The organism is Burkholderia sp. AU33423 (genome assembly GCF_002223135.1).
GTDB lineage: Bacteria > Pseudomonadota > Gammaproteobacteria > Burkholderiales > Burkholderiaceae > Burkholderia > Burkholderia lata_D.
Window position 1 is genome coordinate 751,608 of record NZ_NKFH01000005.1, and the last position, 21,705, is coordinate 773,312.

Below are 21,705 nucleotides of genomic sequence, written 5' to 3' on the forward strand. Positions count from 1 at the left end.
GCGCGCGCGGCGTCGTTGATACCGATCGTGCGCCGATCGGGCGGGCGGCGTGGCGCGCCTAGCGCGAGCCCGCCGGCTCGGACACGGAGTCCGGATGATGCGTGCGGGCGCGCCGCAGCGTCAAGACGAACAGCGCGCCGCCCGACGGCGCGTTGCGCGCGGTCAGCGCACCGCCCGCGTCGCTCGCGATCGACGACGAGATCGCGAGGCCGAGGCCGAGCCCGCGCCCCATTTCCTTGGTCGTGAAGAACGGCTCGAACAGGCGCGGCAGCAGGTCGGGCGCAATGCCGCTTCCGTTGTCGCGCACCTCGACCGCGAGCGTGGCCGCCGACACCGCGATCGTCACCTCGATCGCCGGCGCCGCCACCCCGGCGACCGCGTCGAGCGCGTTGCCGAGCAGGTTGATCAGTACCTGTTCGAGCCGCAGATCCTCGCAACGGGCGACGAGCTCGGGATAGTCGCGCGCCAGGTCGAGCGGCGCATCGTGCGCGGGCGACACGGTCGCGTCCTGCAGCGTCAGCGTGAGCGCGACGCCGCGCAGCCGCTCGTCGAGCAGCGACAGCACGCTGCGCAGCGCGCGCACGACGAGCGCCTGTTCGTTGCGCGGCTTCGCGCGGCCGACGAACAGCTTCAGCTGGTTCGTGATCTTGCCCATCCGCTCGGTGAGCGCGGCGATCGCCTCGAGGTTCTCGCGCGCGGCCGCCTGCTCGCCGCGATCGAGCAGCACGCGCGTGTTGTCCGAGAAGCTGCGCAGCGCCGCGAGCGGCTGGTTCAGTTCGTGCGTGATGCCGGCCGCCATCTGGCCGAGCGCGGCGAGCTTGCTCGCCTGGATCAGTTCGTCGTGCGCGGCGCGCAACTCCTGCTCCGCGCGGATCCGGTCGCCGACTTCCTTCTGCAACTGCTCGTTCGCCGCCGACAGGTCGGCCGTGCGCTCCTCGACGCGCCGGTTCAGCTCCGCATACGCCTGTTGCAGCAGCGCGCGGCCGCGGATCATTTCGCGCACGCGCGCGCGGCGCATCCGCCAGTAGAACGCGAGCAGCGCGACCGACACGAAGCCGAAGCCCGTAACGATCGTCGCGTTGCGCGCATCGGCGTCGACGGGTGCGACCGGCGCGAGCGTGACGAGCAGCCAGTCGGGCTCGCCGATCCGGCGCTTGCTCGCGAGGAATCGCGGCGCACGCAGGCCGGCGCCGAGGCGCACGATCTCCGCATCGGGGCCGAGCACCTGCTCGATGCGCAGCGGCAGCGGCGTGACGGGCTGCTGCGCGTACTGGCGCGTCTCGTAGATCGACGCGGCGACAGGGCCCGTGAGCGGGCGCAGCGTGTGGTACTTCCATGCGGGCACCGACGACAGGAACACGACGCCGTGATCGTCCGCGACGACGAGCGGCTCCGACGCATCGGCGCCCTGGAACCATTCGAGGTTGAGCTTCACGACGACCACGCCCGCGATCTTGCCGTCGCGCCACACGGGCTGCGAGATGTAGTAGCCGGGATCGCGCGAGATCGTGCCGATCCCGAAGAAGCGGCCGACCTGGCCGTTCATCGCATCGAGGAAATACGGGCGGAAGCGGTATTCGGTCCCGACGAAGCTGTCGGGCGCGCGCCAGTTGCTGGCGGCGACACACAGGCCGTCCGCGCCGATCACGTAGGTGACGGTCGCGTGCGCGTGTTCGTTGAGGTCTTCGAGATAGCGATTGACGCGCCCGGTGTAGTCGGCGCGCTTCGGCTCGGCGAGCAGGTCCTGTACGTACGGATGGCTGCCGAGCAGATAGGGCAGCGACTCGTAGCGGTCGAGCGTGCTCTTGAGCGCGTTGGTGGTGCGGTCGACGCGCACTGCGGCGTTGCGCTGCAGCTCCGCAACGCCGCGCCGCCAGGTGATCGTCCACGTCAGCGTGCACGCCGCGGCGAGCGCGGCGGCAAGCACGACGAGAATGAGCAGACGGTGCGTCACGGTCGAGGCTTCCTGGCGATGCGGATCGCCTATTGTGTCATAGGCCTCCGCCTCCCCGCCTCGACCGCCGCGGCCCGCGCCGCCGGCGGGCGGTGCCGCCGCCTGCTCCTTCATCGGGTCAGACGCCGGCCGTCTCGGTCGGCGCGACTTCGCCGCCGCCCTTCAGCGCCTGGCGCAGCTTGTTGCGGTCGAGCTCCTTCTCCCACGCCGACACGACGACCGTCGCGACGCCGTTGCCGACGATGTTGGTCAGCGCACGGCATTCGCTCATGAAGCGGTCGATGCCGAGGATCAGCACCATGCCCGACAGCGGGATCGTCGGCACGACGGCCAGCGTCGCGGCGAGCGTGATGAAGCCCGCGCCGGTGACGCCGCTCGCGCCCTTCGACGTCAGCATCGCGACGGCCAGCAGCGTGAGCTGCTGCATCCACGTCAGCTCGATGTTGGTCGCCTGCGCGATGAACAGCACGGCCATCGTCATGTAGATGTTGGTGCCGTCGAGGTTGAACGAATAGCCGGTCGGCACGACGAGGCCGACGACCGAACGCGAGCAGCCGGCCTTCTCGAGCTTTTCCATCAGCTGCGGCAGCGCGGCTTCCGACGAGCTCGTGCCGAGCACGATCAGCAGCTCTTCCTTGATGTAGGACACGAAGCGGATGATCGAGAAGCCGGTGAAGCGCGCGATCGTGCCGAGCACGACGAGCACGAACACGACCGACGTCAGGTAGAACGTGCCGATCAGCTTGAGCAGCGGCACCAGCGAGCCGACGCCGTACTTGCCGATCGTGAACGCCATCGCGCCGAACGCGCCGATCGGCGCCAGCTTCGTGACGATGTGCACGATGCCGAACAGCACGCGCGTGAGGCCGTCGATGAAGTCGGTGACGACCTTGCCGCGCTCGCCGAGGTGCGCGAGCACGCTGCCGAACAGCAGTGCGATCAGCAGGATCTGCAGGATCTCGCCCTGTGCGAACGCATCGACCATCGTGTTCGGGATGATGTGCATCAGGAAGTCGACTGTCGACTGCCCGTGCGCCTTCGCCGCGTACGACGCGACGGCCTTGCCGTCGAGCGTCGCCGGATCGATGTTGAAGCCGACGCCCGGACGCAGGATGTGCGTGGCCGCCAGGCCGAGCACCAGCGCGAAGGTCGACACGATCTCGAAGTACAAAAGCGCCTTGCCGCCGACACGGCCGACCTTCTTCATGTCCTCCATGCCGGCGATGCCGGTCACGACCGTACAGAAGATGATCGGGCCGATCACCATCTTGATCAGCTTGATGAAGCCGTCGCCGAGCGGCTTCATGTCGGTGGCGATCGACGGGTAGAAATGGCCGAGGATCACGCCGACGATGATGGCGAAGATCACCTGCACATAGAGCACTTTGTAGAAGGGTTTCTTCTTCACGATGGTTCCTGCAGAAGTAGATGAGCCGATGGAAACGGCGTCACGCGCGCGGACGAATGTCACAGGGGAAGCGTCACTCGCCCGCGCGGGTGCCGTGCCGCAACAAGCGATGCCTCAGGACGTCCGGAGGGGGAGGAAGGCAGTGGTCATCGATTGTCTCCTTGCTTGCTGTAGTAGTTCGGCCGGGGGGAAGGCCGTGCGCTTTATATTGCAAGGTCAATGCCAGGTTTCCGAAACCCGTCAAACCTTTGTTTTCATTGTATTTCTCATAATGCGGCAGGCAAGGAAATCCGGTATTCCGGATTTCCGGAAAATATCCGTCCGGCGATCCGGACGGATGTGCTCATTCGTCCGATGAATCAGTGCTGCACGGCGCGGCCGGCCAGCACCCCCGTCTGTGCGTAGAACTCCTGCTGCGCGAAGGCCTCGCGCTCGCGCCGCGCGCGCTCGCCGCGATCCGCGAGCGAGCCGACGACGATCCCGACGAACGCGAGCGGCACCGACACGAGCGCCGGGTTGTCGAGGAACACCGGCGCGTGCGCGTGGTGCAGCACGTCGACCCACACCGACTTCGACAACACCGTGAGCGCGACCGCCGACGCGAGGCCGAGGCCGCCGCCGAGCACCGCGCCGCGCGTCGTCATCCCGCGCCAGAAGATCGACATCGCGAGCACCGGGAAATTGGCGCTCGCGGCCACCGCTGCGACGAGGCCGACCATGAACGCGACGTTCACGTGCTCGAACAGGATCGACAACCCGATCGCGACCGCCGACAGCGCGATCGTCGCCGCGCGCGAAATGCGCATCTCGACGCGTTCGTCGGGCTTGCCGCGCGCCCACATCTGCGCATACAGGTCGTGCGAGATCGTCGTCGCGCCGGCGAGCGTGAGGCCGGCGACCACCGCGAGGATCGTCGCGAACGTGACGGCCGCGATGAAGCCGTAGAACCAGTTCCCGCCGACCGCCTGCGCGAGCTTCACCGCGACCATGTTCGAGCCGCCGAGCAGGTCGTGCGTCAGGTTGAACGTGCCGTTCGCGCCGAGCTTGAAGAACTCCGGATGCTGCGCGAGCAGCACGATCGCCGAGAAGCCGATCACGAAGGTCAGCAAATAGAAGTAGCCGATGAAGCCGGTCGCATAGAGCACCGACTTGCGCGCCTCCTTCGCGTTCGGCACCGTGAAGAAGCGCATCAGGATGTGCGGGAAGCCGGCCGTGCCGAACATCAGCGCGATGCCGAGCGACAGCGCGTTGGCCGGATCGCGGATCAGCTTGCCGGGGCCCATGATCGACAGCGCGCCCGGATGCACGGCCACCGCGCGGCGGAACATCTCGTCGACGCTGAAACCGAACTCGCTGAGCGCGAGCACGACGAGCAGCGTCGCGCCGCACAGCAGCAGCACGGCCTTGATCACCTGCACCCAGGTGGTGGCCGTCATCCCGCCGAAGAACACGTAGACGACCATCAGCACGCCGACGATCAGCTCGGCCGTGCCGTACGACAGCCCGAACAGCAGCTGGATCAGCTTGCCCGCGCCGACCATCTGCACGACGAGGTACAGCACGACGATGGTCAGCGAATTCGCGGACGTCAGCAGCCGAATCGGCCGCTGCGCGAAGCGGTACGCGACGACGTCGACGAACGTGAACTTGCCGAGGTTGCGCAAGGGTTCCGCGATCAGGAACATCACGAACGGCCAGCCGACCAGAAAGCCGATCGAGTAGATCAGCCCGTCGAAGCCGAACATGAACACCATCCCGGACAGCCCGAGGAACGACGCGGCCGACATGTAGTCACCCGCGATCGCAAGCCCGTTCTGCAGCCCGGTGATGCCACCGCCGGCCGTGTAGAAGTCGCGTGTCGAGCGCGTGCGCCGCGCGGCCCAGCGCGTGAGCGCGAGCGTCGCGAACACGAACGCGAAGAACATCCCGATCGCGACCGGGTTCAGTTCGACCTTGTCGGGCATCGGGCCCGCGACGGATACCGCGTGCGCGGCGGAGGAAGCGAGAACGGCCGGCGCGCCGAGCGCCATCGAGAGTCGTCGCATGTCGGCCTCCGTCACGAACGCTGCAGGATCGCGTCGACGCGGCGGTCGAACGCACGATTCGCGCGCAGCACGTAGCACGCGGTCAGGCCGATCGCCACCAGGATGATCGCGACGCCGGTGGCGATCCCGACCGTCGTCGTCGCGCCGCGGTACAGCGGCGTGGCGAGCACGTGCGGCGCGAGCGCGACGAGCAGGATGAAGCCGTAGTACGTGGCGATCATCAGCGCCGTCAGCGTGAAGCTGAAGCGGCGCCGCGCACGCACGAGCTGCTGGTAGTCACGGCGCGCCGTGACCGATTCGATGACGGAAAGCTCCATGGTGTCTCCATTTCCGCCTCGTCATTGCGAGGGGTGCTTTGTGGATGGATGGCGCGTCTACCGATCCGCCCGCGCCGCGGCGGTGCAATGCAATGTGTCCTGCCCGTGCGTGGGCTTGCCCTCAGACCACGCGATCCGCCCGCAGCCGCGCAACCTCGTCGGCCGACATGCCGAGCCAGCCGCCGAGCACCGCATCCGTATCGGCGCCGAGCACCGGCGGAGCACCGCGCACCGGCAGCCGCGCGCCATCGAAGCGATACGGCGGCGCGAGCACGTCGACGCCGCCCGCGACCGGATGCGGCTGCCGCGTGACGAGCCCCGCGCGCGTCGCGCGTTCCGACTTCAGCGCCTCGTGCAGCCCGAGCACTTCGCCGCACGGAATGCCCGCCTCGGCGAGCGCCGCAAGCAACGTCGCGCGCGACCGGCGAGCGAGTTCACGACCAATCTCCGGCAGCAGCTCGGCGCGGTTTTCCGAGCGGCCGAGGTTGGTCTTGTAACGCGCGTCGGCTGCGAGGTCGGGCCGTTCGATCGCCTCGCAGAAGCGCGCGAACTGCGCGTTGTTGCCGACCGTGATCACGAGCGGGCCGTCGGCCGCGTCGAACACGCCGTACGGCACGACCGACGGATGCGCGTTGCCGTAGCGCGGCGGGTCCTCGCCCATCAGCAGCGCGTCGAGTCCGTAGTACGCGGTGATCATCAGCCCGCAGTCGAACAGCGCCATCTCGATGCGCCGACCGCGCCCCGTCGCATGGCGCTCGTACAGCGCGGCGAGGATCGCCTGCGCCGAATACATGCCGGTGAACAGGTCGACCGCGGCGACGCCGAACTTCAGCGGCGGCTGGCCGGCCTCGCCGTTCAGCGCCATCAGCCCCGCCTCGCCCTGCACGACGAGGTCGTAGCCGGGCCGCGCGGCCTCGGCGCCCGAGCGGTCGTAGCCGGAAATCGCGCAGTGCACGAGGCGCGGATTCAGTTCGGCCAGCGCGTCGTAGCCGAGCCCGAGCTTTTCCGCGCCGCCGAACTTGAAGTTGTGGAGCACCACGTCGGCCTGCGCGGCCAGCTCGCGCGCGAGCTGCCGCCCTGCTTCGGTCTGCAGGTCGAGACAGATCGAGCGCTTGCTGCGGTTCACGCTGTTGAAGTAGGTCGTCTCGGTGTCGCCGATCCTCAAGCCCCAGTCGCGCGTGTCGTCGCCGCGCGCCGGATGCTCGACCTTGATCACTTCCGCACCGAAGTCGGCGAGCACCATCGCGCACCACGGGCCCGCGAGCACACGCGAGAAATCGAGCACCTTCACGCCGGCCAGCGGCAATGCGCGCGATTCGTTCGTCATCCTTGTCTCCTCCATTCGCGTCGTTCGTTTTTACTGTTTCGACAGCGCGATGTAGCGCGCGAGGTGATGATCCTCGTCGCCGAGCTGGTGATCGATCATCACGAGGCGCTTCGCGTAGTGCGACAGCGGCAGCTCCCACGTCATCCCGATCCCGCCGTGCAGCTGGATGCTCTCCTCGGCAACGAGCGTGCCGATCCGGCCGATCGTGTACTTTGCCGCCGCGAGCGCGCGTTCGCGCACCACGCGCGGCGCATCGAGTTGCGCGGCCGCGTTGATCACCGCCGAGCGCGCCTGCTCGACTTCGAGCAGCAGGTCGGCCATCCGGTGCTGCAGCGCCTGGAAGCTGCCGATCGGCAAGCCGAACTGCTTGCGCGTGCGCAGGTAGTCGAGCGTGTATTCCTTCGCGACGTCCATCGCGCCGAGCGCTTCCGCCGACAACGCGAGCAGCCCGTAGCCGAGCACGCGTTCGAGCAACTCGGCACCTGCTTCCCCGTCGTGCGCGCCGAGCGCGGCATCGGCCGGCAGCGCGACACGCTCGAAGCGCACCTCGGCCGCGCGGCCGCCGTCGATCTTCCGGTAGTCGCGCAGCGATACGCCCGGTGCGTCGGCCGGCACGACGAACAGGCCGATGCCGGCCGCATCGTCGTCATGACCCGACACGCGCGCGCTGACGACGAAGAACGCCGCCTGCGCGGCCTGGTCGACGACGCCCTTCGCTCCCGTCAGCACCCAGCCGTCGCCCGAGCGCTCGGCGCGCGTGCGCACGGTCGTCAATTCGTAGTGCGAACCCGGCTCGTCGTGCGCGAACGCGGCGCTCGCGCTGCCGTCGATCAGCGCGGCCAGCCGGTCGCGATGCGCGGCGCCGCCGGCGAGCGACAGCGCACGGCCCACGAGCAGCGCGCCGAGGAACGGCTCGACGACGAGCCCGCGTCCGAGGCATTCGAACACCACGGCGATGTCGAAGCCCGCGCCGCCGAACCCGCCGTCGGCTTCAGAAAACAGCGCGCCGACCGTGCCGAGTTCGGCAAGGCGCCGCCACATCGCGCGATCGAAACCCTCGGCCGACTGCGCGATGCGATCGCGCACCGGGAACGCGTACTGTTCGGCGATGAAGCGGTTCAACGTATCCGCCAGCATCCGGCGGTCTTCTGTGTGCTGGAAATCCATCGTCGCGTCCCTCGTTACAGCCCGAGCATCATCTTCGCGATGATGTTCTTCTGGATCTCGTTCGAGCCGCCGAAGATCGACAGCTTCCGGTTGTTGAAATACTGCTGCGCGGCGCTCGCGGCTTCGTCCGGGCCGACCGGCTCGCCGTCGTAATCGGCGTCGAGTGCTTCCTCGACGAACGGCTGCGCGTATGGCCCCATCGCGCGCCGCATCAGCGCGGTGATCTCCTGGCGGATCTGCGTGCCGCGGATCTTCAGCATCGAACTTTCCGCACCGGGCGCGCCGCCGCCCGCGACCGCGGCCAGCACGCGCAGGTTGGTCGTGCGCATGTTCTCGAGTTCGATCTCGACCCGCGCGACGCGCGCCGCGAAGAACGGATCGTCCGCGAGTGGCCGGCCGTTCTTCGTGACCTTCGCGGCCACCGCGCGCAGCCGGTCGAGCGCGGCCGTCGAGAAGCCGATTCCCGCGATGTTGGTGCGCTCGTACGTGAGCAGGTATTTCGCGTAGGTCCAGCCGCCGTTCTCCTCGCCGACGAGGTTGGCCGCCGGCACGCGCACGTCGGTGAAGAACACCTCGTTCACCTCGTGCTCGCCGTCGAGCGTGATGATCGGGCGCACCTCGACACCCGGCGTGTTCATGTCGATCAGCAGGAAGCTGATGCCTTCCTGCTTGCGCACGTCGGTCGCGGTGCGCACGAGGCAGAAGATCATGTTCGCGTAGTGGCCGAGCGTGGTCCACGTCTTCTGGCCGTTCACGAGGTAGTGCTCGCCCTGCGCGTCGATCCCGCGCACCGCGCTCGTCTTCACCGATGCAAGATCGGAACCGGCACCCGGCTCCGAGTAGCCCTGGCACCACCAGTCGGTGCCGTCGAGGATGCGCGGCAGCCAGTGGCGCTGCTGCGCGTCGTTGCCGTACTTGATCAGCACGGGGCCGAGCATGTTCACGCCGAACGGCACGATGCGCGGCGCACCCGCGAGCGCGCATTCGTTGTCGAACAGGAACTTCTGCGCGACGCTCCAGCCGGGGCCGCCGTATTCGCGCGGCCAGTGGCTCGCGAGCCAGCCGCGCGCATTGAGGATCGCGTGCCATTCGCGCATGTCGTCGCGCGTGAGATGCAGGCCGCCCTTCACCTTGCGCGCGATGCGCGCGGACAGTTCGGCTTGCAGGAAGCACTGCACTTCCGTGCGGAAGGCTTCCTCTTCGGGAGTGAAATTGAGGTCCATCTTCGGTCCGTGGCGAATGCGGTGGGCGTTCAGTCGATGCGGTTCAGGCTCGCGAAATCCGCGCCGCGCGCGACGAGATCGACGAGCAGCGGCGACGGCTTCCAGAACAGCGGATCTTCCTTCGCGAACGCGCGGATATCGGCGAGCACGTTCGCGAGGCCGACCGTGTCCGCGTAATGCATCGGGCCGCCGCGATAGCGCGGGAAGCCGTAGCCGTGCAGGAACACCGCATCGACATCGAGCGGGCGCAGCGCGATCTTCTCGTGCACGACGTTCGCGCCTTCGTTGATCATCGCGGCGAGGTAGCGGCGCAGGATCTCGTCGTCGGTGAAGGTGCGCGGCGTGACGCCCTTCTTCGCGCGCTCTTCCGCGACGATCGCTTCGACTTCCGGGTCCGGCGTGCCGACGCGCGCGCCGTCCGGATACAGGTAGTAGCCGCGCGCGGTCTTCTGGCCGAACCAGCCGCGCTCGCACAGCCGGTCGGAAATCGCCACGTAGCGCGCGCGCGGATCGCGCGTCGCCGCGCGGCGCTTGCGGGTCGCCCAGCCGATGTCGCCGCCCGCGAGGTCGACGACCTGGAACGGCCCCATCGGGAAGCCGAATTCGCGCACCGCGCGATCGATCTGGTACGGCGACGCGCCGTCTTCCATCAGGGTGTCGGCCGCCGTGCGATAGACGGCGAGGATCCGGTTGCCGATGAAGCCGTCGCACACTCCGGCGCGCACCGGCGTCTTCTTCAGCTGCTTGGCGAGCGCGAATGCAGTCGCGACGACGTCCGCGCTCACGCGCGCCGGCACGACGATCTCGAGCAGCTTCATCACGTTGGCCGGCGAGAAGAAATGCAGGCCGATCACGTCGGCCGGCCGGTCGATGCTCGCGGCCAGTGCGTCGATGTCGAGATACGACGTGTTGGTCGCGAGCACCGCGCCCGGCTTGCACACGCGCGCGAGTTCGGCGAACACGGCCTGCTTCACGGCCATGTCCTCGAATACCGCCTCGATCACGACGTCGGCCTGCGCGAGCGCGTCATACGACGTGCTGCCCTTGAAGCGCGCAAGCCGCGCCGCGTGCGCGGCCGGCGTCATCCGCCCTTTCGCGACGAGGCCGTCGTACACCTTCTCGACGTGCGCACGGCCGCGTGCGAGCGATGCTTCGTCGCGTTCGATCATCGTCACCGGCAGCCCGGCATCGAGCGCCGCGACCGCGATGCCCGCGCCCATCGTGCCGCCGCCGACCACGCCGATCCGCTCGACCGGCCGCGCGCTCGCGCGCCGTGCCTCGGGCGCCTTCGCCGCTTCACGCTCCGCGAAGAACGCATGCACGAGGCCCGCGCGCTGCGGGCTGTCGATGCACTGCAGGAACAAGCTGCGCTCGAGCTTCATCCCCGCGTCGAACGACTGCGTGAGCGCGGCCTCGACCGCGTCGACGATCTTCGCGGGCGAGAACAGGCCACGCGATTTCTTCGGCAGCTCGGCACGCGCCGCATCGATCGCGGCCTGCGCGGCCGCGCGGTCGGCGAGCCCCTGCGCATCGCGCGTGCGGCGCACCGGCGCGCCGAGCGACACGAGCTCCTGCGCATACGCGAGGCCCTCGGCGAGCGTGTCGTCGCTGTGCGCGACGCGGTCGACGAGGCCGAGCGCGAGCGCTTCGTCCGCGCTCACATGGCGGCCCGTCAGCATCAGGTCGAGCGCGGCCTTCGCCCCGATCAGGCGCGGCGCGCGCTGCGTGCCGCCCGCGCCGGGCAGCAGGCCGAGCGTGACTTCGGGTAGCCCGAGCTTCGTGCCCGGCACCGCGAGCCGGTAATGCGCGGCGAGCGCGACTTCGAGGCCGCCGCCGAGCGTCGCGCCGTGCAGCGCGACCACGACCGGCTTCGTGCCCGATTCGATCCGCTCGCACACGTCGGGCAGCGACGGCGGCGCGATCGGCTTGCCGAATTCGCGGATGTCGGCGCCCGCGATGAAGTTGCGGCCGGCGCCGACGATCAGCACCGCGCGGATCGCGGCGTCGGCCTGCGCGGCGTCGAGCGCGTCGGCGAGGCCGCGCCGCACATCGGCGGACAGCGCGTTGACGGGCGGATGGTCGATCGTGACGACGAGCACCTTGTCGCGCCGTTCGCGCGTGACGGTGCCGGCCGGGCTGGCGGGGGAAGCGGGTGAGTTCATCGTGTCTCCTTGACGCGGCGGCCGGTACGTCGATGCCGGTTCGTGGCTCACGGCCACGCGAGCGGCGCCGGGGCACCGGCCCCGGTCCCGCACGAAGCGGGACAAGATCCGGCCGTACGCCGGGCATGACCTGATTCTCGATTGATCGAGATTTATTGACAATTCCCTCCCGCTTTTACAAGCTGTCAAGTCTGACTTGACACTGAATGCTTCCAATCGTTAAGCGGGACAGATCAGGAGACGCGACGCATGGACCTGAACGCGCTGACGCTGCTCGTCGAGATCCTCGACGCCGGCAATCTCAGCAAGGCCGCGCAGCGGCTCAAGATGAGCCGCGCGAACGTCAGCTACCGGCTGAACCAGCTCGAGCGCTCGATCGGCCAGCAGCTCGTGCGGCGCACGACGCGGCGCATCGAGCCGACCGAGATCGGGCTGAAGCTGTACGAGCACGGCCGGCGCATCCGCAACGAACTGCTCGCCGCGCAGGAATCGGTGACGACGCTCGGCCAGGACCTGCAGGGCCGCGTGCGGCTGTCGGTGCCGAGCGGCTACGGGCAGATGGTGATGTCCGACTGGCTGCTCGCGTTCAAGCGGCTGCACCCGGGCATCGTGCTCGACGTCGTATTCGAGAACCGCGTGGAAGACCTGATGCGCGACGAAATCGACATCGCGGTGCGCGTGATGCCGGAGCCGCCGCAAAACCTCGTGGCGCGCGACATGGGCGCGGTGCGCTACGTCGCGTGCGCATCGGCCGCATTCGCGGCCGAGCACGGGATGCCGGCGAGCCTGGGCGCGCTGGCCGCCGCGCCGGTCGTCACCGCGACGGTGATGGGCCGGCAGCTCAGGATCGCCGCGTATCTCGGCGACGAGCGGCACGAGGTGCTGCTCGAGCCCACGCTGATTTCGGAGAACTTCCTGTTCCTGCGGCAGGCGATCCTCGGCGGGATCGGCGTCGGCATCGTGCCCGACTACGTGATGCAGGACGACATCCGGCGCGGCACGGTCGTCACGTCCCTCGACGCGTACCGGCTCAGCATCTTCGGCACGCACATGTACATGCTCTACATGCCGAACCGGCACCACACGCGTGCGACGTCGACGTTCATAGAGTTCATCCTCGAACAGGCCGGAAAGACCGGCCGGGGCGGGCCCGGCGCGATGCGTCAGGGTTTCCTGTCGGGTGACAAGCCGCCGGGCGCGCGGCGACAATAGCGCGCCGGGGCGGGCAGCCGCGTTGCGCCGGCACCGTCGCCTCCTTCGAATTCACTGCTGCCGAGGGTTCAATGTTCGACCGGATTCGTCCGTATTCGCGCTCCTGGACGCTGCTTGCCGCCGTCGCGCTCGTCGCGTTCAACGCCGGCTGCACGTCCCCGTCCACGCCGCCGTCGGGCGCGGTGGTGCCCGTCGCCGCCGCCTCGGGCGCCGCCGTGCCGCTGCCCGGCTTCCACGCGCCCGAGCTGTCGTCCGGCTGGACCGACAAGCCGGGCTGGACCTCGCAGCACTTCATGATCGCGGCCGCGAACCCGCTCGCGACGCAGGCCGGCTACGACATGCTGAAGGCGGGCGGCACCGCGATCGACGCGGCGATCGCGACGCAGATGGTGCTCGCGCTCGTCGAGCCGCAATCGTCGGGGATCGGCGGCGGCGCGTTCATGCTGTATTTCGACGGCAAAGCGACGCAAGCGTACGACGGCCGCGAAACCGCGCCGGCCGCCGCGACCGACCGCCTGTTCTACGGGCCGACCGGCCAGCCGATGAGCTTCTACGAAGGCGTCGTCGGCGGGCGCTCGGTCGGCACGCCGGGCGTGCTGCGCATGCTCGACGCCGCGCATCGTGCGCACGGCAAGCTGCCGTGGCGACGGCTGTTCCAGCCGGCGATCCGGCTCGCCGAGCACGGTTTCACGATCAGCCCGCGGCTCGCAATGCTGATCGCCAACGACAAGTACCTGAAGAACGACCCGGCCGCGCGTGCGTACTTCTACAACCCGGACGGCACGCCGAAGGCGGCCGGCACGGTGCTGAAGAATCCGGCGCTCGCGACCGTGCTGCGCCAGGTCGCCGACCGCGGCGCGAACGCGTTCTACAGCGGCGCGATCGCGCGCGACATCGTCACGAAGGTGCGCAAGCACCCGACCAACCCGGGGCTGCTGTCGCTGCAGGATCTCGCGCGCTACAAGGCGAAGGTGCGCGCGCCGCTGTGCGCCGACTACCGGCGCTCGGTCGTGTGCGGGATGCCGCCGCCGTCGTCGGGCGGCCTCGCGATCGCGCAGATGCTCGGCATCCTCGAAGCGATGCCCGACTGGCAGCAGATCGGCGCGCAGAAGCCGGTGCGCAACGACGTCGGCTACGAGCCGACGCCGTTCGCCGCCCACCTGTTCAGCGAAGCCGGGCGCCTCGCGTATGCGGACCGCGCGCGCTACGTCGCCGATCCCGATTTCGTGCCGCTGCCGGGTGGCAGCTGGGCGAGCCTCACCGACAAGACCTATCTCGCGCAGCGCGCGCGCCTGATCGGCGACAGCAGCATGGGCGTCGCGCAGGCCGGCACGCCGCAGGGCGCGACGCTCGCGATGGCCGACGACCGCAGCCCCGAGCTGCCGTCGACGTCCGACATCGCGATCGTCGACCGCTACGGCCAGGCACTGTCGATGACGACGAGCATCGAGGACGCGTTCGGTTCGCGGCTGATGGTGCGCGGCTTCATGCTGAACAACCAGCTCACCGATTTCTCGTTCGTGTCGAACGACAACGGCCGGCCGGTCGCGAACCGCGTGCAGGCCGGCAAGCGGCCGCGCTCGGCGATGTCGCCGGAACTGGTGTTCGACAAGAAGACGAAGCAGGTGACGATGGTCGTCGGTTCGGCCGGCGGCCCCGCGATCATCAATCACGTCGCGAAGACGCTGGTCGGCGTGCTCGACTGGGGGATGACGATGCAGCAGGCGATCGCGCTGCCGAACGTCGGGTCGATGAACGGGCCGACGCAGCTCGAACGCGGCCGCGTGTCGGAAGCACTCGCCGACGGGCTGAAGGGCCGCGGGCACGACGTGCAGGTCGTCGAGATGAACTCGGGGCTGCAGGGGATCCAGCGGCTGAACGTGCAGGGGCAGACGGTATGGTTCGGCGGTGCGGATCCGCGGCGGGAAGGGATCGCGATGGGGGATTGAGGGCGATGAGCGACAACTTCACGTGGCTGATCGACCCAGCGGTTTCACTCGATGCAGCGCCTGCGCAAGCGCAGAGAATGATCGCGTGGCTGCAGGCGGCAGGCATCGTCGGCACGGCGACGCGCGTCGGTGACCTGTATCGCGAATGGGGCAAGACCTGGGGGCTCAAGGAAAGCCATCTGACGGCCATCGACCGAACCGGTTACCCACCCGGCCCGCATCATGCGAACGCCTGCGACGCGCGCGCGAATTTGCCGCCGTCAATCCCGAACTGGCTGGAGATCGCCGTGGAACGCCGCATCTTCGATGCCGGGGGGAACGGCCTCGAAATTTTCTGCCCGGCGTGCAACGCGGAGCAGACCGCACTCGGCGACGCATGGGGTGATGCATTTTCCGGCTGGTTCAAGGGTGACGATGCGGCTCCGCTCGTATGCGGCGCGTGCGGACATCGGCAGGCCGTGACGCAGTGGCGCTACGACCCGCCGTGGGCCTTCGGCAATCTCGGCTTCAATTTCCAGAACTGGCTGCTGAGCGATGCGTTCATCGCCGAATTCGCCGCCGCGTACGGCCAGCCGCTGGCGGTCGTGCACCAGCACATCTGAGCGCCGCGCGCTGCGTCAACCGCGCCCCTTCCACGGCACGATCCGCCTTTCGACCCACCGCATCGCGAGATCGAACAGCCACGCGATCGCGCCGATGATCAGGATCCCCATCACGACGATATCCGTGCGCAGGAAGCTCGACGCGTTGAGCACCATCTGCCCGAGCCCGGCCGTCGCGGCGACCATCTCGGCCGCGACGAGCGTCGTCCAGCCGAAGCCGATCGCGATTCGCAGCCCCGTGAGGATCTCCGGCAGCGCGGCCGGCAGCACCACGTGGCGCACGATCTGCGCGAAGCTGCCGCCGAGCGAATACGCGGCGTTGATCTGCTCCACCGTCGCCGCGCGCACGCCGGCGCGCGCAGCCATCGCGATCGGCGCGAAGCATGCGAGGAAGATCACGACGAGCTTCGCCGTTTCGTCGATGCCGAACCAGATCACGACGAGCGGCAGGTACGCGAGCGGCGGCAGCGGCCGGTAGAACTCCAGCAGTGGGTCGAGCACGCCGCGCGCGACGCGGCTCACGCCCATCAGGATGCCCGCCGGCACGCCAATCGCGGTCGCGAGCAGGAACGCGCCGAACACGCGCGCCGCACTCCACAGCAGGTGCTCGGACAACGGCAAGCCACCCTGAATGCGACCATGCCAGGCATCGACGAACGCCCTCCACACAGCTTCCGGCGCGGGCAGGAACAGCGGCGGCAGCCACTGGCGATGCGTGGCGACCCACCACAGCACGGCCAGCACCGCGACCGTCGCCGTGCTCAAGGCCGCCGTCTTCCCCTCCCCCGGCAACCGGTAGCGGCGCGACGACGGCGCACGACGTTCTGCCGCCCGAGTCCGCGTGCGATCGCCCTGCTCGAAGCCTGCGGCCGTTCCGTCGGCCGCCCACGAATCCTGCGTGCTCATGCTGTCCTGCCTGTGCAAAGTGCTGATCCGACCGCGTCCGACCGACGCGCCCTGTCGCACGAGTTCATGCATCACGCGGCCACCTCGGCCGCTTCGTCGCGATGCAGGTACGCGATCAGCCGCTCACGCCACGCGATGAAATCCGGTGAAGACTTCACTGCGCGCGCGTCGCGCGATTCGACATAGCGGCGCGCGAACGGCAGTTCGAAGGTTTCCGCGATCCGGCCGGGGCCGGGCGTCATCACGACGAGACGCGTCGCGAGGAACAACGCCTCCTCGACATCGTGCGTAATGAAGAACACCGTCTTGCCAGTGCGCGCCCACACGTCGAGCACGAGCGCCTGCATCGTGCCACGCGTCATCGCATCGAGCGCGCCCATCGGCTCGTCCATCAGCAGCACGCGCGGATCGCTCGCGAGCGCGCGCGCGATGCCGACACGCTGCTGCATCCCGCCCGACAGCTCGTACACGCGCGCATGCGCATGACCATCGAGCCCGACGAGCGCGAGCATCTCCCGCGCCCGCGCCGCGCGTTCGGCCTTCGACACGCGCGCGAAGCGCAGCCCGAGCGCGACGTTGTCGAGCACGTCGAGCCACGGCAGCAGCGCGTACTTCTGGAACACGACGCCGCGATCGGCGCCGGGGCCCGTGACCGGCACGCCGTCGACGCGCACCTCGCCAGTGGTCGGCGCGACGAAGCCGGCCATGCAGTTCAAGAGCGTCGTCTTCCCGCAGCCTGACGCGCCGAGCGCGACGACGAATTCACCGGCATCGATGCGCAGGTCGACGCGCGCGAGCGCCTGCGTGGTCGGCCTGCCGCGCTCGCCCGGATAGGCAACCGATACCTGACGGACTTCCAGCGTGCTCATGCTCGGGACTCCGCGATGATCGCCGCGCTCAGCGCGCGGCCTTCTGCACGAACTGCGGATCGACGCCGGCCGAATAGTCGGCGAGCACCGTCTGGATCGTGCCTTGCGATTTGAGGAAAGTGGCGGTCGCCGCGAGCGACTTCGCGGCGCCCGATTGCGCACCGCCGCCGAGCCACGTCGGCGACGCCTGCTCGGCCGCCGTCGGGAATGCGTAGAGCGCGAGGCTGGCCGGCACGTCCTGCGCGTTCGCGCCCGATACCTTCGCGACCGCCGCGACCTGCGGCGAGCCGACCTTCCACGCAGCGGCATGCGCGCGATAGTCGGCATCGGCGGCCGCGAGCACCTTCACGAAGCGCGTGACGAACTCGGGGTTCTCGCGCGCGAACTTGCGGCTCACGACGAAGCCGTCGAAGGTCGCCTTGCCGCTTTCTTTCGCGACCTGCCCCGACGTCGTCAGCACGGTGCCCGACTGCTTGACCTTCGCGAGCACCGGATCCCAGATGTAGGTCGCGTCGATGTCGCCGCGTGCCCACGCCGCCGCGACTTCGGGCGGACGCAGGTTGACGATCTTCACGTCGTTCGGATTCACGCCCGCGGCCTGCAGTGCGACGAGCGTGTGGAAATGCGACGTCGACACGAACGGCACGCCGATCTTCTTGCCCTTCAGCGATGCGACGTTCGTCACGCCCGAACCGTTGCGCGCGACGAGCGCCTCGGCGTCGTTGATGTTGTCGAGCACCCAGAACAGCGAGATGTCGAGCCCCTGCGACAGCCCCGCCGCGATCGGGCTCGAGCCGGCCTCGCCGAGTTGCACGGAGCCCGACGCGAGCGCGCGGATCACGTCGGCGCCGCTGTCGAGCTTGCGGAACGTGACCTTGTAGCCGGTCGCCTTTTCGACTTCACCGCTCGCCTGCGCGTAGCGCCACGGCACCACCATGTCCTGGTACGCAATCACGACTTCGCGCGATTCGGCGTGCGCCGCGCCGAGCGCGGCAAAGGCGGTCAGCGCGACGACGGCGCGGCGGATGAAGCTGAAACGGGACATGCGGCTCTCCTTCGGAATGCGGGCATTGCTGCGGGAGAGCCGACTTTACGAGCTTTGCGCGCGGCGGGAGCGAACTTATCCTGCGAAGCTATCGATGCCGTTTCAGCTTTGCTTTCCATGCTCGACCGGATTGCGTGTCCGGTTGGGTGGCGATTGCCGTGCGGCGGCGCGGATGGCCGCCGCGCCAACGAAAAAGCCCGCATCGCTGCGGGCTTTTTTTCGGGTTCGCCGGAAGACGACGAAACAAGGACGCTCAGACCACCCCGGCCCCGTGCGCCTGCAGATCGGCGTGATAGCTCGACCGCACCATCGCGCCGACGGCCGCGTGCGTGAAGCCCATCTTGTACGCCTCTTCCTCGTACATCTTGAACGTATCCGGATGCACGTACGCCCGCACCGGCAGGTGATGCTCGGACGGCTGCAGGTACTGGCCGATCGTCAGCATGTCGACGTCGTGCGCGCGCAGGTCGCGCATCACCTGCAGGATTTCCTCTTCGGTTTCGCCGAGGCCGACCATCAGGCCCGACTTCGTCGCGACGTCCGGATGCAGCGCCTTGAAGTCCTTCAGGAGCTTCAGCGAGTGCGCGTAGTCCGAACCCGGGCGCGCTTCCTTGTACAGGCGCGGCACCGTTTCGAGGTTGTGGTTCATCACGTCCGGCGGCGCGGCGTTCAGGATCGAGATCGCGCGGTCGAGACGGCCGCGGAAGTCCGGCGTCAGGATCTCGATGCGCGTTTCCGGCGACTGCTCGCGCACTTCGCGGATGCATTCGACGAAGTGGCCGGCGCCGCCGTCACGCAGGTCGTCGCGGTCGACGCTCGTGATCACCACGTACTTGAGCTTCAGCGCGCCGATCGTGCGCGCGAGGTTCTTCGGCTCGTCCGGATCCAACGGATCGGGGCGGCCATGGCCGACGTCGCAGAACGGGCAGCGGCGCGTGCACTTGTCGCCCATGATCATGAACGTCGCGGTGCCCTTGCCGAAGCATTCGCCGATGTTCGGGCAGCTCGCTTCCTCGCACACCGTATGCAGGTTGTGCTCGCGCAGGATCGTCTTGATCTCGTTGAAGCGCGAGCTGCCGGTGGCCGCCTTCACGCGGATCCACTCGGGCTTCTTCAGCTTCTCGATCGGAATGACCTTGATCGGGATGCGCGCCGTCTTCGCCTGCGCCTTCTGCTTGGCGGTCGGATCGTAGGCAGGGGTCGCGGCCGAATCGGCCGGTGCGGGGGAAGCGGTAACGTCAGTCATTCGAATGTTGTTCCAGTGCCTGCGGCTTGTCGGCGGCCGCGGATGCGCCGTCGAGGTTGGCGATCAGACGGCGCACCAGCGTGTGGGCGACGTCGTTCCAGTCGGCGGCAACCTCGAGGCTCGCCATGTCGACAGTTTCCAGTCCGGCATAGCCGCACGGGTTGATCGCAAGAAACGGGCGCAGATCCATCTTCACGTTCAGGCTCAGCCCGTGATAGCTGCAGCCGTTGCGGATCTTCAGGCCAAGGGCCGCGATTTTCGCGCCCTCGTGCACGCCGGACGCCACGTAGATCCCGGGCGCGCCCGCCTTGCGGACCGAAGCGAGATTATACGCCGCGAGGGTTTCGATCACGGCCTCCTCGATCTTCGTCACCAGCGTGCGCACCATCAGCTTGCGCCGGCGCAGGTCCAGCAGCAGGTACGCGACGATCTGGCCGGGGCCGTGGTAGGTGATTTGCCCGCCGCGGTCGACCTTCACGAGCGGCACGCCGCTGTCGGCCACCAGCAGGTGGGCCGGGTCGCCGGCCTGGCCGAGCGTGTAGACGGGCGGGTGCTCGACCAGCCAGATCTCGTCGCCGGTGTCGGCCGTGCGCGTGTCGGTGAACGCGCGCATCGCGTCGAAGCTCGCCTCGTAGGTCTCGACGCCCCGCCACCGCACGGTGACCGGCGGGGCCGGCTGATCCGGGGACCCGGCGGGCGATGCGGAAACGGCAACAGGCGTGGACACGATGGAAACCGGCGAAACGGACATGGGCGGTAGTTTACCGAAAACCCGTGGGTCTCGCCGGCCTGGGGAGGGGGACGGATCGCCGGTATCCGTCAGAGGAAATGATGGTCAGACGGTGCGCCATCCATCGTGAAGCAGCGCGATCAGGCGTTCGCGCAGCCGTGCCAGCCCGCCGAGCGCGACTTCCCGGGGCGGCCGCGACACCGAGAACGCCACGCGCGTGCCCTCCCGGCCTTCCGCGCTGAGCCACAGCCGCTCGCCGCGGCGCAGCTTCAGCGTTTCGCCGTCGACCAGGAAGTAGTCGTTGACGTCGTTGCTGCGCGTCGCCCATACCGGCCCGCTCTGAACGATCAGCCGCGTGCTGCGCTGTACCTTCATCGGCACGGTTTCGCCCGCGGGGATTTCGAACGTGATGCTTGAAGAAATTTCTTGCATGATCGACTCCGCCAAAAAGTGCTTCGATGGCTACAATCGTAGTCACTCCAAGGCGTCTGACAAAACGACCAATTTTCACGTCGATGTGAGGAAAATTAGCAAATGGACCTCCGCCAGCTACCTGCGCTGAACGCGATTCGCGCGTTCGAAGCCGCCGCCCGTCACGAGAATTTCTCGCGCGCCGCCGACGAGCTGTTCGTCACGCACGGCGCGGTCAGCCACCAGGTCCGCGCGCTCGAGGAAGAGCTCGGCGTGCAGCTGTTCACGCGCAACGGCAAGCGGCTGTGCCTGACCGACGCCGGCATGCGCTACGCGCAGCAGATCCGCACCGCGCTGATGGTGATCGCCGATGCGACCCGCGACGTGCGCGCGAGCGACCGCGACCGGCGGCTCGTGGTGTCGATGCTGTCGTCGTTCGCCGCGCGCTTCATCACGCCGCGCATCGGCACGTTCATCGAGCGGCATCCGGAAATCGACGTCGAGCTGCAGTCGACCAACTCGCTCACCGATTTCGCACGCGACGACGTCGACATCGCGATCCGCTTCGGTCAAGGCAACTATCCGGGGCTGCATGTCGAGCCGCTGTTCGACGAGGTGTTCTTTCCGGCGTGTGCGCCGACGCTGAACGGCGGCAAGCTGCCGCAAACGCCCGCCGATCTCGTGCACTACAACCTGCTGCGCTCGGACGACGAGCTGTGGCGGCCGTGGTTCGACGCGGCCGGGCTCAAGACGCTGACCGAGCCGAAACGGGGGATTCTGTACCAGGATTCGTCGAACCTGCTGCTGGCCGCGATCGACGGCCAGGGCATCGCGCTCGTGCGCCGCTCGCTCGCGGTGCACGACCTGCTCGACGGGCGCATCGTGCGCCTGTTCGACATCGACGGGCCGAGCCCGTGGCACTATTTTTTCGTGTGTCCGCCGCCGCTCCTGAACACGCCGCGCGTGCAGGCGTTCAGGACCTGGCTGCTTCAGGAAGTCGCCGAATACAAGCGGCTGTGCGACGAACTGGACGCGCGGCGCGCGGCGGGGAAATGCCCCGCCGAGTGCGCACTGGAGGGAGGATGGAAAGGGATCAGCGGCCGATTGCGCTGACCCCGGGCGCCGGAACGTC

Annotated in this window: 18 protein-coding genes; 4 read left to right on the forward strand and 14 right to left on the reverse strand. The window is 68.6% G+C overall.

All coding sequences use genetic code 11. The features are described from left to right. Positions 1–58: 58 nt before the first annotated feature. The 8 genes from CFB50_RS16010 to CFB50_RS16045 all read right to left on the reverse strand — a co-directional run bounded on the left by CFB50_RS16010 (position 59) and on the right by CFB50_RS16045 (position 11,603). Entirely contained in the window at positions 59–2,068 is a 2,010-nt protein-coding gene (locus tag CFB50_RS16010; protein WP_089446492.1) for a sensor histidine kinase, read from the reverse strand. Positions 2,069–2,072: 4 nt separating this feature from the next. Continuing rightward, positions 2,073–3,362, reverse strand: a complete 1,290-nt coding sequence (locus CFB50_RS16015) for a dicarboxylate/amino acid:cation symporter (RefSeq protein WP_069248949.1) — start codon at positions 3,360–3,362, stop codon at positions 2,073–2,075. Between the two features lie 359 nt (positions 3,363–3,721). Further along, on the reverse strand, positions 3,722–5,407 hold the full coding sequence (locus CFB50_RS16020; protein WP_089446493.1) for a cation acetate symporter: 1,686 nt from the start codon (positions 5,405–5,407) through the stop codon (positions 3,722–3,724). 11 nt (positions 5,408–5,418) lie between these two features. Continuing rightward, positions 5,419–5,724 (reverse strand): DUF485 domain-containing protein, encoded by a 306-nt coding sequence (locus tag CFB50_RS16025; RefSeq protein WP_089446494.1) that lies wholly within the window; start codon positions 5,722–5,724, stop codon positions 5,419–5,421. 121 nt (positions 5,725–5,845) lie between these two features. After that, positions 5,846–7,051, reverse strand: coding sequence for a CaiB/BaiF CoA transferase family protein (locus CFB50_RS16030; RefSeq protein ID WP_089446495.1), 1,206 nt, complete (start codon positions 7,049–7,051; stop codon positions 5,846–5,848). Positions 7,052–7,081: 30 nt separating this feature from the next. Then, positions 7,082–8,218, reverse strand: a complete 1,137-nt coding sequence (locus CFB50_RS16035; RefSeq protein ID WP_089446496.1) for an acyl-CoA dehydrogenase family protein — start codon at positions 8,216–8,218, stop codon at positions 7,082–7,084. 14 nt (positions 8,219–8,232) lie between these two features. After that, complete coding sequence (locus tag CFB50_RS16040; protein WP_089446497.1) at positions 8,233–9,441, reverse strand: acyl-CoA dehydrogenase family protein; 1,209 nt, start codon at positions 9,439–9,441, stop codon at positions 8,233–8,235. Between the two features lie 29 nt (positions 9,442–9,470). After that, on the reverse strand, positions 9,471–11,603 hold the full coding sequence (locus CFB50_RS16045) for a 3-hydroxyacyl-CoA dehydrogenase NAD-binding domain-containing protein (RefSeq protein WP_069248954.1): 2,133 nt from the start codon (positions 11,601–11,603) through the stop codon (positions 9,471–9,473). A 249-nt stretch (positions 11,604–11,852) separates the two neighbouring features. Here CFB50_RS16045 and CFB50_RS16050 point away from each other — a divergent pair, with 249 nt between their 5' ends. The 3 genes from CFB50_RS16050 (at position 11,853) to CFB50_RS16060 (ending at position 15,366) form a co-directional block, all read left to right on the forward strand. Continuing rightward, the gene (locus tag CFB50_RS16050) at positions 11,853–12,815 is read left to right on the forward strand and encodes a LysR family transcriptional regulator (RefSeq protein ID WP_069248955.1); all 963 of its coding nucleotides are present in this window, start codon (positions 11,853–11,855) and stop codon (positions 12,813–12,815) included. 71 nt (positions 12,816–12,886) lie between these two features. Then, positions 12,887–14,764 carry a gamma-glutamyltransferase gene (gene ggt / locus CFB50_RS16055; protein WP_089446498.1) on the forward strand — a complete coding sequence of 626 codons (1,878 nt, stop codon included), beginning with the start codon at positions 12,887–12,889 and terminating at the stop codon, positions 14,762–14,764. Positions 14,765–14,769: 5 nt separating this feature from the next. Then, positions 14,770–15,366, forward strand: a complete 597-nt coding sequence (locus CFB50_RS16060; RefSeq protein WP_089446499.1) for a hypothetical protein — start codon at positions 14,770–14,772, stop codon at positions 15,364–15,366. A gap of 15 nt (positions 15,367–15,381) precedes the next feature. Here CFB50_RS16060 and CFB50_RS16065 read toward each other — a convergent pair whose 3' ends face one another. From CFB50_RS16065 to CFB50_RS16090, 6 genes are all read right to left on the reverse strand, one after another. Continuing rightward, positions 15,382–16,344 (reverse strand): ABC transporter permease subunit, encoded by a 963-nt coding sequence (locus tag CFB50_RS16065; protein ID WP_089446500.1) that lies wholly within the window; start codon positions 16,342–16,344, stop codon positions 15,382–15,384. Next, positions 16,344–17,141, reverse strand: coding sequence for a taurine ABC transporter ATP-binding protein (locus CFB50_RS16070; protein WP_089446501.1), 798 nt, complete (start codon positions 17,139–17,141; stop codon positions 16,344–16,346). The genes CFB50_RS16065 and CFB50_RS16070 overlap by 1 nt, the downstream gene beginning before the upstream one ends. A gap of 28 nt (positions 17,142–17,169) precedes the next feature. Then, the gene (tauA, locus tag CFB50_RS16075) at positions 17,170–18,186 is read right to left on the reverse strand and encodes a taurine ABC transporter substrate-binding protein (RefSeq protein ID WP_089446502.1); all 1,017 of its coding nucleotides are present in this window, start codon (positions 18,184–18,186) and stop codon (positions 17,170–17,172) included. A gap of 253 nt (positions 18,187–18,439) precedes the next feature. Continuing rightward, entirely contained in the window at positions 18,440–19,432 is a 993-nt protein-coding gene (lipA, locus tag CFB50_RS16080) for a lipoyl synthase (protein ID WP_039346279.1), read from the reverse strand. After that, a complete protein-coding gene (lipB, locus tag CFB50_RS16085; RefSeq protein WP_039346281.1) occupies positions 19,425–20,183 on the reverse strand; it encodes a lipoyl(octanoyl) transferase LipB in 759 nt (252 codons plus the stop codon). The genes lipA and lipB overlap by 8 nt, the downstream gene beginning before the upstream one ends. Before the next feature lie 84 nt (positions 20,184–20,267). Continuing rightward, entirely contained in the window at positions 20,268–20,594 is a 327-nt protein-coding gene (locus CFB50_RS16090) for a DUF2917 domain-containing protein (RefSeq protein ID WP_089446706.1), read from the reverse strand. Positions 20,595–20,696: 102 nt separating this feature from the next. Here CFB50_RS16090 and CFB50_RS16095 point away from each other — a divergent pair, with 102 nt between their 5' ends. Beyond that, positions 20,697–21,686, forward strand: a complete 990-nt coding sequence (locus CFB50_RS16095; protein WP_089446503.1) for a transcriptional regulator GcvA — start codon at positions 20,697–20,699, stop codon at positions 21,684–21,686. The last annotated feature ends 19 nt before the right edge of the window (positions 21,687–21,705 follow it).